14 protein-coding genes are annotated in these 14,172 nt (G+C 69.0%); 4 read left to right on the top strand and 10 right to left on the bottom strand.

Going from position 1 to position 14,172, the window contains the following annotated elements; translation table 11 throughout:
* Positions 1-151 precede the first annotated feature (151 nt).
* On the bottom strand, positions 152-562 hold the full coding sequence (locus tag ACFPMG_RS07760) for a bacteriohemerythrin (protein ID WP_145623438.1): 411 nt from the start codon (positions 560-562) through the stop codon (positions 152-154).
* A gap of 181 nt (positions 563-743) precedes the next feature.
* On the opposite strand from ACFPMG_RS07760, the gene ACFPMG_RS07755 reads away from it, so the two are divergent.
* A complete protein-coding gene (locus ACFPMG_RS07755; RefSeq protein ID WP_376994609.1) occupies positions 744-1,037 on the top strand; it encodes a DUF3072 domain-containing protein in 294 nt (97 codons plus the stop codon).
* A gap of 25 nt (positions 1,038-1,062) precedes the next feature.
* Here the strand turns inward: ACFPMG_RS07755 and ACFPMG_RS07750 are convergent, their stop codons facing one another.
* The 7 genes from ACFPMG_RS07750 to ACFPMG_RS07720 form a co-directional block, all read right to left on the bottom strand.
* On the bottom strand, positions 1,063-2,067 hold the full coding sequence (locus tag ACFPMG_RS07750; RefSeq protein ID WP_079284970.1) for a peptide ABC transporter ATP-binding protein: 1,005 nt from the start codon (positions 2,065-2,067) through the stop codon (positions 1,063-1,065).
* Complete coding sequence (locus tag ACFPMG_RS07745) at positions 2,067-3,056, bottom strand: ABC transporter ATP-binding protein (protein WP_376994608.1); 990 nt, start codon at positions 3,054-3,056, stop codon at positions 2,067-2,069. The genes ACFPMG_RS07750 and ACFPMG_RS07745 overlap by 1 nt, the downstream gene beginning before the upstream one ends.
* A 22-nt stretch (positions 3,057-3,078) precedes the next feature.
* Positions 3,079-4,005: an ABC transporter permease subunit gene (locus tag ACFPMG_RS07740; protein ID WP_376994607.1), complete on the bottom strand. Its 927-nt coding sequence runs from the start codon at positions 4,003-4,005 to the stop codon at positions 3,079-3,081.
* An 8-nt stretch (positions 4,006-4,013) separates the two neighbouring features.
* Entirely contained in the window at positions 4,014-5,024 is a 1,011-nt protein-coding gene (locus tag ACFPMG_RS07735; RefSeq protein ID WP_014198674.1) for an ABC transporter permease subunit, read from the bottom strand.
* Positions 5,025-5,156: 132 nt separating this feature from the next.
* Positions 5,157-6,758 (bottom strand): ABC transporter substrate-binding protein, encoded by a 1,602-nt coding sequence (locus ACFPMG_RS07730; RefSeq protein ID WP_376994606.1) that lies wholly within the window; start codon positions 6,756-6,758, stop codon positions 5,157-5,159.
* A gap of 136 nt (positions 6,759-6,894) precedes the next feature.
* Entirely contained in the window at positions 6,895-7,365 is a 471-nt protein-coding gene (locus ACFPMG_RS07725; RefSeq protein ID WP_376994605.1) for a GNAT family N-acetyltransferase, read from the bottom strand.
* Positions 7,366-7,396: 31 nt separating this feature from the next.
* Positions 7,397-8,161 (bottom strand): class I SAM-dependent methyltransferase, encoded by a 765-nt coding sequence (locus tag ACFPMG_RS07720; protein WP_376994604.1) that lies wholly within the window; start codon positions 8,159-8,161, stop codon positions 7,397-7,399.
* A 112-nt stretch (positions 8,162-8,273) separates the two neighbouring features.
* Between ACFPMG_RS07720 and ACFPMG_RS07715 the strand changes: the two genes are divergently transcribed.
* Positions 8,274-9,071 (top strand): helix-turn-helix transcriptional regulator, encoded by a 798-nt coding sequence (locus ACFPMG_RS07715; RefSeq protein WP_376994603.1) that lies wholly within the window; start codon positions 8,274-8,276, stop codon positions 9,069-9,071.
* Positions 9,072-9,100: 29 nt separating this feature from the next.
* Positions 9,101-10,057: a DMT family transporter gene (locus ACFPMG_RS07710; RefSeq protein WP_376994602.1), complete on the top strand. Its 957-nt coding sequence runs from the start codon at positions 9,101-9,103 to the stop codon at positions 10,055-10,057.
* Here ACFPMG_RS07710 and hutU read toward each other — a convergent pair.
* Positions 10,035-11,723 carry a urocanate hydratase gene (gene hutU, locus ACFPMG_RS07705; protein WP_376994601.1) on the bottom strand — a complete coding sequence of 563 codons (1,689 nt, stop codon included), beginning with the start codon at positions 11,721-11,723 and terminating at the stop codon, positions 10,035-10,037. The two genes, ACFPMG_RS07710 and hutU, sit on opposite strands and share 23 nt — an antisense overlap.
* Positions 11,724-11,959: 236 nt before the next feature.
* Positions 11,960-13,174 (bottom strand): imidazolonepropionase, encoded by a 1,215-nt coding sequence (hutI, locus tag ACFPMG_RS07700; protein WP_376994600.1) that lies wholly within the window; start codon positions 13,172-13,174, stop codon positions 11,960-11,962.
* Here hutI and ACFPMG_RS07695 point away from each other — a divergent pair.
* A complete protein-coding gene (locus ACFPMG_RS07695; protein WP_376994599.1) occupies positions 13,142-14,098 on the top strand; it encodes a ChbG/HpnK family deacetylase in 957 nt (318 codons plus the stop codon). The two genes, hutI and ACFPMG_RS07695, sit on opposite strands and share 33 nt — an antisense overlap.
* Positions 14,099-14,172 lie beyond the last annotated feature (74 nt).

Genomic DNA, 14,172 nt, shown 5'->3' with positions numbered 1-14,172 from the left:
GAACCCCGGCCCCAGCCAAGAGTTCCCGATGTCCGGCGACGGCCATGCCGGAGCGACGCGCGATGCGGCGGGGAAAAGTGCCGTGGTGGGAGAGAGGAAGGAGCGACCCGGGGCGTTTTGTCCCGGCAATCGTCCTTCCGGAAATGGCCCTTTACGCCACGCCCTTTTCCTTCAGGAAGGGGCCATACTTCTTGTCGGTACCCTGGATGTGCTTGATCAGCCAGTTCTTCAGGAAGTTCATCACCTCCATGCTCAGCGTGGCGGTGGCGCCGGCATGGTACTTGCGCTGCACCTCCAGCACCTGATTGGCCAGCGCGTCATGCTCCGCCTTGTGGGCGTCGCGGTCCGGATAGCCGAGGCGGGCGAAATGCTCCTCCTCATGGGTGAAGTGCGACTTGGTGTAGGCGACGAGGCTGTCGAGGATGCCGCCCAGCGCCTCCTTGCTGCGCCCCGCCTGGACGGCGTCGAACAGCTCGTTGACCAGGGCGACCAGTTGCTTGTGCTCCTCGTCGAACTGCGCGATCCCGACGCTCAGCTTCTCGTTCCACACCATCAGCGGCATTTCGTTCCGTCCCTTCGCGCTGGACCACACCTCACCGGCCGGGGATAACCCCAGCGCGCGAAAGGGTAACGTCTTCCGCATGGCGCTTCAACGGTCGGCGAACCGATCCTGGGAGCCATAGCCGGGAACCAATCCTGCAGGCGCCTGTTCGACAGACGTTTCCAGCAAAAAGGAACGTATCATGAACACGAAGCGCAGCGACGAGCGTGAGAGCCGCCCCCAGCCCCATCACGGAGACGCACCGAATCCGGGGGACAATCCGAAAACCGCGGACACCGGGGGTGCCGACCACTCGAACCGCGAGAAGGACCCGGACGATTGGACGACGGGGGACGAGCCGATGACCGGCGCGCAGGCCTCCTACCTGAAGACGCTCAGCGAGGAGGCCGGCGAAGGCTTCGACGGGGACCTGACGAAGGCCGAAGCCTCCAAACGCATCGACGCCCTGCAGGACAAGACCGGCCGCGGCGCCTGACGGGCGACGCCGCGGCCTTTTGCCCTCAGGCCATCTCCTCCGCGAAGTGGCAGGCGACCAGCCGCTCGTCCACCGGACGCAGCGCCGGCACCTCGGTCGCGCAGCGCTCCGTGGCGTGCGGGCAGCGCTTGTGGAAGGGGCAGCCCGGCGGCGGGTTCAGCGGCGAGGGCAGCTCGCCCTTCGGGATCACCCGCTCCGCCCGTAGCGCCGGGTTCACCCGCGGCGTGGCGGCCATCAGGATGCGGGTGTAGGGGTGGCGCGGCCGGCTGTAGACCACGTCCTTCGGCCCGTGCTCCACCGGACGGCCCAGATACATCACCATGACCGCGTCGGCGATGTGCCGGACCACGCTGAGGTCGTGGGAGATGAACAGGTAGGCGAGGTTCAACTCCTCCTGAAGATCCATCATCAGGTTGAGCACCTGCGCCTGGATCGACACGTCGAGCGCGGACACCGGCTCGTCCGCCACGACCACCCGCGGGTTCAGCATCAGCGCGCGCGCGATGGCGATGCGCTGGCGCTGACCACCCGAGAACATATGCGGGTAGCGGTCCACCTGATCGGGGCGCAGCCCGACCTTCGCCATCATGGCCACGGCCCGCTCCCGCCGCTCCTGCTTGCCCATCGGGGTGTTGATGACCAGCGGCTCCGACAGGATCGAGCCCACGGTCTTGCGCGGGTTCAGCGATCCGTAGGGATTCTGGAACACCATCTGGACGGTGCGCCGCAGTTCCTTCATCTCCGACGCGGTCCGCCCGACCACGTCGCGCCCGTCGTAGAGAAGCTGGCCCGAGGACGGCGGCTCGATCATTGTGACGGAGCGCGCCAGCGTCGACTTGCCGCAACCGGATTCACCGACCACCGCCAGCGTCTTTCCGGCTTCGAGCTGGAAGGACACGCCGTCCAGCGCCTTGACGGTGGCCGCCGGCTTGAAGGCGCCGCGCTTCACCGCATAGTGCTTGCGCAGATGGATGGCCTCAAGAACCACCGGGCCGGTGGCCGGCATGACGTCGGTGAGGATGTCGGTCATCACAGAACCTCCCCGGCGCCGACCGGAGCGTCGGCCAGCGGATAGAAACAGCGCGCCTTGCCAGCGTCCACGTCGAACAGGGCCGGCCGCTCGATGCGGCAGCGGTCGGTGGCGAAGCGGCAGCGCGGGTTGAACAGGCAGCCCTGCGGCCGGTCGCCGATGCCCGGCACGACACCGGGAATCGTCGGCAGCCGCCGCTTGCCCAGCGCCCGCTCCGGCAGCGCATCGAGCAGAGCGCCGGTGTAGGGGTGGCGCGGCGCCTTGAACAGGGCGTCCACCGGGCGCGTCTCGGCGACCTGCCCGGCGTACATGACGACCACCCGCTGCGCCGTCTCCGCCACCACGCCCATGTCGTGGGTGATGAGGATCAGCGCCATGCCCCGCTCCTTCTGAAGACGGACCAGCAGGTCGAGGATCTGCTTCTGGATGGTCACGTCGAGCGCCGTCGTCGGCTCGTCCGCGACCAGCAGGCGCGGGTTGCAGGCGATGGCGATGGCGATCATCACGCGCTGGTTCATGCCGCCGGAGAGCTGATGCGGGAAGGCCGACAGGCGGCTTTCCGGGGCCGGGATGCCGACCTGCTCCAGCAGTTCGATGGCGCGGTTGCGCAGCGCCTTGCCGGACAGCCCCTCATGCACCTTCAGCGTCTCCATGATCTGGAAACCGACGGTGAAGCAGGGATTCAGGCTGGTCATCGGTTCCTGGAAGACCATGGCCACGTCCTTGCCGGTGATCTTCCGGCGCTGCGACGGGCTCATCGCCATGAGGTCCTTGCCGCCGAACTGCATTCGGTCGGCGACCACCGTGCCGTTGGAGCCGAGCAGGCCCATCACGGCGAGCGAGGTCACGGACTTGCCGGACCCGGACTCGCCGACGATGCCCACCACCTCGCCCTCGTCCACGGTGAGGTCGATCCCGTCCACGGCGCGGAAGGTGCCGGCGCGCGTGGTGAACTCGACGGACAGGTTCTTGATATCGAGAAGAGGCATGGCAGCCCAGGAATAGAAGGGTTCAGCGTTTCAGCTTGGGGTCGAGCGCGTCGCGCAGCCCGTCGCCCAGCAGGTTGAAGGCCAGCACCGTCACCAGGATGGCCACGCCGGGCCAGGTGACGACCCAGGGGGCGCGCTGGAGGAACTGGAGGGACGAGGCCAGCATGGTGCCCCACTCCGGCGTCGGCGGCTGCGCGCCGAGGCCGAGGAAGCCCAGCGCCGCGGCGTCCAGGATCGCCGTGGAGAAGCCGAGCGTCGCCTGGACGATCAGCGGCGCCACGCAGTTCGGCAGGATCACCACCAGCATCAGCCGCAGCGGCCCGGCCCCCGCCACCCGGGAGGCGATCACGTAGTCCTTGTTCGTCTCCGCCATCACGGCGGCGCGGGTCAGCCGGGCGTAGTGCGGGATGACCACGATGGACACGGCCAGCATGGCGTTGACCAGCCCCGGCCCGAGGATCGCCGCCACCACCACGGCCAGCAGCAGGCTGGGCAGCGACAGCAGGATGTCCATGAAGCGCATGACCAGCGCGTCGGTGATGCCGCCGAAGAAGCCGGCGATCATGCCCAGCGCCAGCCCGACCGCCAGCGACAGCGTGACGACGATCAGGCCGATCATCATCGACAGCCGCGCCCCGAAGATCAGGCGGGACAGCATGTCGCGCCCGATGTCGTCGGTGCCGAGGAGGAAGGCCCAGCGCCCGCCCTCCTGCCAGACCGGCGGCACCAGGATGGCGTCGCGGTACTGGATGTTGGGATCGTGCGGCGCCACCAGCTCGGCGAACAGCGCCACCACGGCGATCAGCAGGATCACGGCGAGGCCGGCCATGGCCCCCTTGTTCTGCCGGAAATGGTACCAGAACTCGATCAGCGGATGAGGCGGCTGGGAAACCGGTGGAGAAGCGGCCGGAAGAGTCTCCGGAACGCCCGTCGTCGTAGGAGTCGTCATGGCTCACCTCACCGCGAATGGCGGATGCGGGGGTTCAGGACGCCGTACAGAACGTCCACCAGCAGGTTCACGGTCATCACCGTCGTCGCGATCAGCAGCACCCCGCCCTGGAGCGCCGGATAGTCGCGGCGGTTGATGCTCTCGATCAGCCACTTGCCCACGCCGGGCCAGGAGAAGATGGTTTCGGTCAGGATCGCGCCGCCCAGCAGCGTGCCCACCTGAAGACCGATCACGGTGACCACGGGGATCAGCGCGTTGCGCAGGGCGTGCAGGCCGATCACCCGCTTGCCCGCCAGACCCTTGGCCTTCGCGGTGCGGATGTAGTCCTCGCCCAGCACCTCCAGCATGGCGGAGCGCGTCATGCGCGCCACGACGGCCAGCGGAACGGTGCCGAGAACGATCATCGGCAGGATGAGGTGGTGCAGCGCCGACCAGAAGGCGCCGTATTCGCCGGCCATCAGCGTGTCGATCAGCATGAAGCCGGTCACCGGCTCCACGTAATAGAGCAGGTCGAGCCGCCCGGACACCGGCGTCCAGCCCAGCCCCACCGAGAAGAACAGGATCAGCAGCAGGCCCCACCAGAAAATCGGCATGGAATAGCCGGTCAGGCTGATGCCCATCACGCCATGGTCGAAGATCGAGCCGCGCCGCACCGCCGCGATGATTCCCGCGGGCAGGCCGACCACCGTGGCGAACAGCATGGCGAGTGCGGCCAGTTCCAGAGTCGCCGGGAACAGCGTCACGAATTCGCTGAACACCGAATTGCGCGTCACCAGCGACACGCCGAGGTCGCCCTGGAGGACGCCGCCGATGTAGTCGAGGAACTGATGCCACAGGGGCCGGTCCAGCCCCAGCTCGTGCCGCAGTTCGAGAAGCCGTTCGGGCGGGATACCGCGCTCACCGACGCGCACCTCGATGGGGTCGCCGGGGACAAGGCGGATCAGAAGGAAGGTCAGGAAGGTGACGCCGAGAAAGGTCGGAATCACCAGGCTCACCCGCGTCAGGATGAAGCGTAGCATCGGATCGTCACCGGGGGCTCGAAACGAAAGCAAGGGGGCCGCGGCCCCCTTTTTTACCTCTGCATCCGCAAAGGGAAGCCGGGGGTTTAATGCCCCGGCGACCGCTTTGTAAAGCCGCTTGCTACGCTGAGTTTATTGTTTCAAATCGACGCCGTAGAAGCGATGGATGCCGAACGGGTCCATCTTGTAATCGACCACATTCTTGCTCAGCGCCATGTGCACGACCGAATGCGCGACGGTCAGCCACGGGGCCTCTTCCTTGAAGATGACCTGCGCCTGCTCGTACAGCTTGGTGCGGGCGGCGATGTCGGTGGTGCGCTTGGCCTGGACGACGAGGTCGTCGAACTCCTTGTAGCACCACTTGGCGATGTTCGACCCGCCCGGACGCGCGGCCTCGCAGCCGAGCAGCACGTGCAGGAAGTTGTCGGGATCGCCGTTGTCGCCGGTCCAGCCCAGCATGCCCATCTGGTGCTCGCCGGCCTGGAGGCGCTTGCGGTACTCACCCCACTCGTACTGCACGACCTTGGCCTTGATGCCGACCTTGGCGAGGTCCGCCTGCATCATCTCGGCCATACGCTTGGCGTTGGGATTGTACGGGCGCTGCACCGGCATGGCCCACAGGTCGGTCTCGAAGCCGTCCGGGAAGCCGGCCTCGGCCAGCAGCTTCTTGGCGCGCTCCGGATCGTACGGGTAGTCCTCGATCTCCGTGTTGTACGACCACATGGTCGGCGGGATCGGGTTCTTCGCCGGGACGCCAGCGCCCTGGTACACCGCGTCGACCACGGCTTTCTTGTCGATGGCCATGTTCAGCGCGCGGCGGACGCGCACGTCGTCGAAGGGCTTCTTGGTGACGTTGAAGGCCAGATAGCCGACGTTCAGGCCTTCCTGCTCCATCAGGGTAATGGCGCTGTCCTTCTTCATCGCCTCCAGATCGGCCGGGTTCGGGTACGGCACGATGTGGCACTCGCCGGCCTTCAGCTTGGCGTAGCGGACGGCGGCGTCGGGCGTGATGGCGAAGACGAGGTTGTCGAGCTGCGCCTTGCCGCCCCAGTACGGCTCGAACGCCTTGTAGCGGATGACCGCGTCCTTCTGGTAGGCGACGAACTGGAACGGGCCGGTGCCGATCGGCGCCTGATCGATCTTGTCGATCTGGTTCTTCTTCTGCAGGGTCTCGGCGTATTCGGCGGACTGGATGGGCGCGAAGGGCATCGCCAGATTGGCGATGAAGGGCGCCTCGACCTTGTTCAGCGTGAACTTGACCGTGTAGTCGTCGACCTTCTCGATCGACTTCAGCAGGTCCGGCATCGCCATGTCGTTGAAGTAGTCATAGGCGCCGCCGGACACCTTGTGGAAGGGATGATCCTTTTTCCACTGGCGGTTGAACGACCACAGAACGTCGTCCGCGTTGGCGTCGCGGGTCGGCTTGAAGTCGTTGTTGCTGTGCCACTTCACACCCTTGCGCAGGTGGAACGTGTAGGTCAGCCCGTCCTCCGACACCTCCCACTTCTCGGCGAGGCCGGGGACCACCTTGGTGCCGCCGTACTCGAACTGCACGAGGTTGTTGTACACGGGCAGCGAGACGTCGAAGCTCGTTCCGGTCGTGTTGACCATCGGGTTGAAGTTTTCGGGGCTGCCCTCGGAGCAATAGACGAGGGTCTTGGCGGCCTGGGCCGGCGCAGCAAGCGCCAAGGTGGCGGCAACGCCGAGCCCGGCACCCAGCAGGATGCGCTTCATTCCTAACAACCTCCCGTGTTCGGTCGAATGGCCGCCCGTTCTTTTCGGCGGCCGGTGATGCGGGTTCATTTGGCGCGTGGCCGAATCGTCTGTCAACACGCAACCAAGCGGCATCCCGCAAGCTCCACGGGAGGTTTCAGGCCAAGCGGAATTTCAATCGCGGCCCGATCTCCGTGAAGCCCTCGCGCTGGTAGAAACGCAAGGAATCCGGCCACTCCGCGGCGGACGGCGCCCCCACCTCGACCCGCGTCCAGCGATGGGCGCGGCCATGGTCGAGAACGGCCCGGATCAGCAGACGCCCCACCCCGGCGGAGCGCGACTCAGGCGTCACGTACAATTCCCGGATCGTCCCGAACCGGCCCAACGTGGAGATGCAGGCCCCCTCCGACAAGGTCGCGACGCCGAGCGGGCGCCCCGCCCCGTCCTCGGCCAGGAACACCGTGCAGGACGGGCCGTCGCCGCTCAGCAGGGATTCGGCGACGGCGAGCATGACGGCCCGCGGCGTGTCGTTCTGCCCGGCGGAGAGTTCGGAGAGCAGCGCCGCCACGAGGCCGGTGACCGCGCCCGCGTCGGCAAGCCCGGCCTTTCGTATACGAACGTCACCCATCGCCGCCCCCTCCCCCATCCTTTTCTTGTGGTCAGCAAGCCTCCGCTTCGATGGTCAGGCTGTCCAGGAGAAAGCTGCCATCCTCCAGGATGTCGAAGTGACGGCGCACCTCGTCGGAGGCGAGGTTCTGGAGGGCGCGGATGGCCTGGGCGCGCAGGTCGGGGGTGGAGGTGCGGGCGGTCCAGACGGCGAACTCCATGCGCAGGCGGCGCGGCGTCAGGCCGGTCACCGCGAAGCCGGCACGGGACAGGGCGGCCATCCATTCCGCGGCGCTGTAGTTGCGGACGTGCGAGGTGTCGCGCAGCAGCTCCACGGCCTGGAGGTGGGTGTCCAGCAGCGGGTGACCCGGCGACACGATGTCGACGAAGACCGCCCGCCCGCCCGGGGCCAGCACCCGCCGCGCCTCGCGCAGGCCGGCCTCGGCGTTCAGCCAGTGATGGGCGCTGAAGCGGCTCAGCACCACGTCGAAATGGCCGTCCGCGAAGGGCAGGCGTTCGGCCGGGGCCTGGGTGGTGGTGATGTTGGTCAGCCCGCGCTCCGCCGCGTTGCGGGCTACCACCTCCAGCATTTGGGCGGTGACGTCCACCGCCACCACCTCGGCGGCGTGCGGCGCGGCGCGGTAGGCGACGTGGCCGCCGCCGCAGCCGAGATCCAGCGCGCGGGCGGCGTTCCTGCCCCGCAGCGCGTCCTCGATCTGGTCCAGGTCGGCGCCCGAGGCGTGAACGGCGCTGGTCACATAGGCGTCGGCGCGCTGGCCGTACTGCGCGGCGACGACGCCGTGGTGGCTGTTGGTCATGGTGGCGATTCCGTTCGTGTTTGTTGGGGCGTGTCCGTTGTGATGACCCAGCATCGGCCGTTCGGCAAACTGGTACAAGGCAAGCGCTTATCCTGGTATAAGCGCTGCCACCATGAGTTCCGACGACGATGCCCGGCACCGGCTGGGCGCCTTTCTGCGCGCCCACCGGGAGCGGCTGACCCCGGCGGAGGCCGGCATCCCGCAGACCGGCTCCTCCCGCCGCCGAACGCCCGGCCTGCGGCGGGAGGAGGCCGCCCAGCTCTGCGGCCTCAGCCCGACTTGGTACACTTGGCTGGAACAGGGGCGCGAGGTCTCCGTCTCGCCGCAGGCGCTGGCGCGCATCGCCGGGGCGCTGCGGCTGACCGCGGCGGAGCGCGCCTATCTGTTTGAACTGTCGCGCAAGCGCGATCCCGACGCCGACGCGGCGTTCGGACCCGACCGCCCCCCCGCCCCGCTGCTGGCGGCGCTGGAGGTTGTGGCGGCGCCGGCCTACCTGATCGACCGCGTCTGGACGGCGGTCGGCTGGAACGCCACTGCGGAGCATCTCTTCTCCGGCTGGCTGGGCGGGGAGGAGCGGAACCTGCTGCGCTATGTCTTCCTTGATCCCACCGCGCGGAGCTTCATCGCCGACTGGGAGGACCGCGCCCGCCGGCTGCTCGCCGAGTTCCGCGCCGACACCGCCCGTCGCGCCGGGGACGCGGAGGTGACCGCCCTGGTCGACGGCCTGCGCGCGGCCTCGCCCCGCTTCGCCCGGCTGTGGGAGGACCAGGGCGTTCTGGAGCGGGAGGGCGGCACCCGCGGCTTCACCCATCCCCAGGACGGGACGCTGGTCTACGAACAAGTGACGTTGTGCCCTGCCGGACGATCCGACTACAAGCTGGTGATGCTGCTGGGGCCGCAGGCTCCGTAAGACGCCCACCGACACGCTCCGGACGCCCCATGGACCACCAGCCGCGCAACGCCGTCTTCATAGCCTACAGCCTGTATCTGCTCTCCTCGGCCTTCTTCGCTTCCAACGTGGTGATCGGGCGGGCCGCGGCGGCCATCGTGCCGCCGGTCGGGCTGGCCTTCTGGCGCTGGGTGCTGGCCTTCCTGATGATCCTGCCGCTGGCCCTGCCCGGCCTGATCCAGCACCGCCACGTTCTGCGCGCCTCGTGGAAGCGCTTTCTTCTGCTGGGCGCGCTGGCCCAGGGCGTGTGCGGCGCCGTCGTCTATATGGGGCTGGAGCGCACCAGCGCGACCAACGCCGCGCTGATCTACGCCACCAGCCCGGTCATCATCCTGATGATCGCCGCCCTGTGGCTGCGCGAGAAGGTGACGCCGCGGCAGGCGGCGGGAATCGCCGTCGCGATGGCCGGCGTGCTGGTAATCCTGACCCGCGGCGACGCGCAGGCGCTGCTCCATCTGTCTTTCAACGCCGGCGACCTGCTGATCCTGGTGGGGTCGGCGACCTGGGCGGTCTACACGGTGCTGCTGCGCCAGACCCGCAGTTCGCTGCCGGTGGTGACGGTGTTCGCGGCGAACGCGCTGGCCGGTGTCGTCGTGCTCGCCCCCTTCTACGCGTGGGAGACGCTGGCCCTGCGCCCCGTCCCGCTGAGCCTGGATGCCGCCGTCCGCATCGCCGGGGTGGCGCTGTTCGCCTCGGTGCTGGCCTTCCTGACCTACCAGAAGACGATCAACCTGATGGGACCGGCGCGGGCCGGAACCTCGCTCTACGTCATGCCGCTGTGGGCGGCGGTAGCCGCCTGGGCGCTGTTGGGGGAACAGCTCCAGATGTTCCATCTGCTGGGCGTCCTGCTGGTCCTGCCGGGGGTGGCGCTGGCGACCCTGCCGCCGCGCGCCGCCCCCGCCAAGCCCGCCCCCGCCAAACCCGTCAGCGGATCATCGGAAGCGTGAGCCCCTGCTCCTTCGCGCAGTCCTTCGCGATGTCGTAGCCGGCGTCGGCGTGGCGCATCACGCCGGTGCCCGGATCGTTGGTCAGCACCCGCTCCAGCCGCTTGGCCGCGGCGTCCGTCCCGTCGGCGACGATGACCATGCCGGAATGCTGGCTGAAGCCCATGCCGACGCCGCCGCCATGGTGCAGCGACACCCAGGTCGCCCCCGAGGCGCAGTTCAGCAGCGCGTTCAGCAGCGGCCAGTCGGACACCGCGTCGGAGCCGTCGATCATCCCCTCCGTCTCGCGGTTCGGGCTGGCGACCGAGCCGCTGTCCAGATGGTCGCGCCCGATGACGATGGGGGCCTTCAGCTCGCCCTTCGCCACCATCTCGTTGAAGGCGAGGCCGAGCCGCGCCCGGTCGCCCAGACCCAACCAGCAGATGCGCGCCGGCAGGCCCTGGAAGCGAATGCGCTCGCGCGCCATGTCCAGCCAGTTGTGCAGGTGCGGGTTGTCGGGGATCAGTTCCTTCACCTTGGCGTCGGTGCGGTAGATGTCCTCCGGATCGCCGGACAGGGCGGCCCAGCGGAAGGGGCCGATGCCGCGGCAGAACAGCGGCCGGATGTAGGCCGGGACGAAGCCGGGGAAGGCGAAGGCGTCGGCCACCCCCTCGTCCTTGGCGACCTGCCGGATGTTGTTGCCGTAGTCCAGCGTCGGCACGCCCATGGCGTGGAAGTCCAGCATTGCACGGACATGGGTCGCCATCGACGCCTTGGCCGCTGCGACCACCGCCGCCGGGTCGGTGCGGCGCTTCGTCTCGGCCTCCTCCATCGTCCAGCCGGTGGGCAGATAGCCGTTCAGCGGGTCGTGGGCGCTGGTCTGGTCGGTCACCGCGTCGGGCCGGAAGCGCGGGTCGGTCTTGGCGCGGCGCACCAGTTCCGGGAACACCTCCGCGGCGTTGCCGAGCAGCCCGACCGACACCGCCGTGCCGGCGGCCTGGGCCTCCCACAGGATCGCCATCGCCTCGTCGAGGCTGGTGGCCGAGCGGTCGAGATACTTGGTCTCCAGCCGCCGTTCGATGCTGCGGGCGGAGCATTCCACGGCCAGCATGGACGCCCCGGCCATGGTCGCGGCCAGCGGCTGCGCGCCGCCCATGCCGCCCAGCCCGCCGGTCAGAATCCAGCGGCCCTTCAGGTCGCCGCCGTAATGCCGCCGCCCGACCTCGACGAAGGTCTCGTAGGTGCCCTGCACGATGCCCTGGCTGCCGATGTAGATCCAGGACCCAGCGGTCATCTGGCCGTACATCATCAGGCCCTTGGCATCCAGCTCCCGGAAATGGTCCCAGGTCGCCCAGTGCGGCACGAGGTTGGAGTTGGCGATCAGCACGCGCGGCGCGTCCGCGTGGGTGCGGAAGACGCCGACCGGCTTGCCCGACTGGACCAGCAGCGTCTCGTCCTCGTTCAGGGCCTTCAGCGACGCCACGATGGCGTCGAAGCAGTCCCAGTTCCGCGCCGCCCGACCGATGCCGCCATAGACCACCAGCTCGTCCGGGTTCTCCGCGACGTCGGGGTCGAGGTTGTTCATCAGCATGCGCAGCGGCGCCTCGGTCAGCCAGGACTTGGCGGACAGCTCCGTGCCATGCGGCGCTCGGATGACGCGGCGGTTGGCCGGCGGCTTGGTGTCGGACATGTGACTCGTCCCTCTCGAATTTTGCTTGATGCGTTTGTTGTTTTCAGACGGGAACAGGGCCGCCGCATCTGCTTTCCCCTCTCCCCTCTGGGGAGAGGGTTAGGGTGAGGGGGGTGCGCTTGTGCCGGACGTACCGCCATGCACATCCCCCTCACCGGCCCTCCGGGCCACCCTCTCCCCAGAGGGGAGAGGGCTATAGGCCGGCTCAGTTCCGTCCGCGTTGCCCCGATGATATCTTACGCTTGGAGCGATTTCACCAGCCGCCCGTTCCGCACCACCGCCGCGCAGGGGTTGGCCCCCAGCCAGTAGCACAGCTCCGCCGGGTCGCCGACGTCCCACACCGCCAGATCGGCGGCCTTGCCGGGCTCCAGCGTGCCATGGGTGGCGGCCATGCCCAGCGCCTGGGCGGCGTTGCGGGTGACTCCGGCCAGCGCCTCCTGCGGGGTCATGCGGAACAGGGTGCAGGCCATGTTCAGCATCAGCAGGAGCGACACGGCGGGCGAGGTGCCGGGATTGCAATCGGTGGACACCGCCATCGGCACGCCATGGCGCCGGAACAGCTCGATGGGCGGCAGCTTTGTCTCGCGCAGCATGTAGAAGGCGCCGGGCAGCAGCACGGCGACCGTCCCCGCCGCGGCCATCGCCCGCACGCCCTCCTCGCCGGTGTGCTCCACATGGTCGGCGGACAGCGCGTTGTAGCGGGCGGCCAGCGTCGCCCCGCCGCCGTCCGAGAGCTGGTCGGCGTGCAGTTTCACCGGGAGGCCGAGCCGCCGCGCGGTGTCGAACACGCGGGCCGTCTGCTCCGGCGAGAAGGCGATCCGCTCGCAGAAGGCATCCACCGCGTCCAGAAGCCCCTCCGCCGCCAGGGTGGGCAGAATGTCCTCGCAGACCAGCGCGATGTAGTCGTCCGCCCGCCCGGCGAACTCCGGAGGCAACGCGTGGGCGGCCAGCCCGGTCGTCCGCACCGTGACGGGGAGGCGCTCGCCCAGCGCCCGCGCCGCCCGCAGCATCCGCCGCTCCGTGGCGAGGTCGAGACCGTAGCCGGACTTCACCTCCACCACCGTCACGCCCTCGGCCAGCAGCCGTTGCAGGCGGGCGGCGGCGCTGGCGATCAGGCTCTCCTCGTCGGCAGCACGGGTCGCGGCGACGGTCGAGGCAATGCCGCCCCCGGCGCGCGCGATCTCCTCGTAGGTCGCGCCCTCCAGCCGCATCTCGAACTCGCGGGCGCGGTTGCCGCCGAAGACCAGATGGGTGTGACAGTCGATCAGCCCCGGCGTGACCCAGCGCCCGCCCAGGTCATGCTCCTCGGCGGCGCGACCCGCGGGGCGGTCCTTGGCGGCGCCGATCCAGGCGATCCGCCCGTCCTTCACGGCGATCACCGCATCCCGCAGGACGCCCCCCGGAGCCATGGTGGCCGCATGACCGTTGAACCACAGGCTGTCCCACTCCATCATCCCCTCCCCGGCTTCGCGCCGCTGTCCGTCCCACCTTACATCGCCATGCCCGACACCGACACCACCCCAGCCCCGCGTTCCGCGCATCCGGTCCTGCTCTGCGCCGATGACTACGGCCTGTCGCCGGGCGTCAACGAGGCCATCCGCGACCTCATCGCCGCCGGGCGCCTGACCGCGACCTCGGCCATGACGCTCTGCCCCTATTGGGCGGAGGGCGCCGCGCCGCTGAAGGAGCTGGCCGGCGAGGCCGACGTCGGACTGCATTTCACCCTGACCGACCAACCGCCGCTGGGTTCCCTGCCCAAGCTGGCGCCGGATGGGACATTGCCGCCGCTGGGGCGGTTGATGAAACTGGCCTACACCGGCGGCCTCGATCCCAAGGAAATCCGGGAGGAGCTGTCCCGCCAGCTCGACGCCTTCGCCGCGGCCTGGGGCGGTCCGCCCGCCTACATCGACGGCCACCAGCACGTCCACCAGCTTCCCACCGTGCGCGACGCGGTCGCCGACGCATTGGCCGCCCTGCCCGGCGCCTATGTCCGCCTGTGCGGGGAGCCGGTGGCCGCCGTCCTGCGGCGCGGCGTGGCGGTGCCGAAGACGTTGCTGATCGGCGGCCTCGGTGGCGGGCTGGCGCGGTTGGCGCGGGCGCGCGGTATACCCGCCAACGACCGTTTCGCCGGGGTCTACGACTTCTCCGGACGCCAACCCTTCCCGGAGCTGATGGCGCGCTTTCTCGACCGTCCCACCGGGCGGCTGCTGGTGATGGTCCATCCCGGCATCCCCGACGAGGCCCTGCGCCGCGCCGACCCGCTGGTGGACCAGCGCAAGGTGGAGCACGACTATCTGAAGAGCCCGGCCTTCGCCGCCCTGCTCGCCGAGAAGAACATTCGGCTCGCCCGCTTCGCCGGGTTCCCGGCGCCCTGACCCCGCCCCGTCCTCCCTTGGCGGCATAGTCCCGCCGGTCATTCTTGACCGTCGCGATTGTTCACACCTACCAT

Source organism: Azospirillum himalayense, assembly GCF_042657465.1.
Classification (GTDB): Bacteria; Pseudomonadota; Alphaproteobacteria; order Azospirillales; family Azospirillaceae; genus Azospirillum; species Azospirillum himalayense.
The sequence above is the reverse complement of the archived record's forward strand: the minus strand, read 5'-3'. Positions and strand labels throughout refer to the sequence as shown.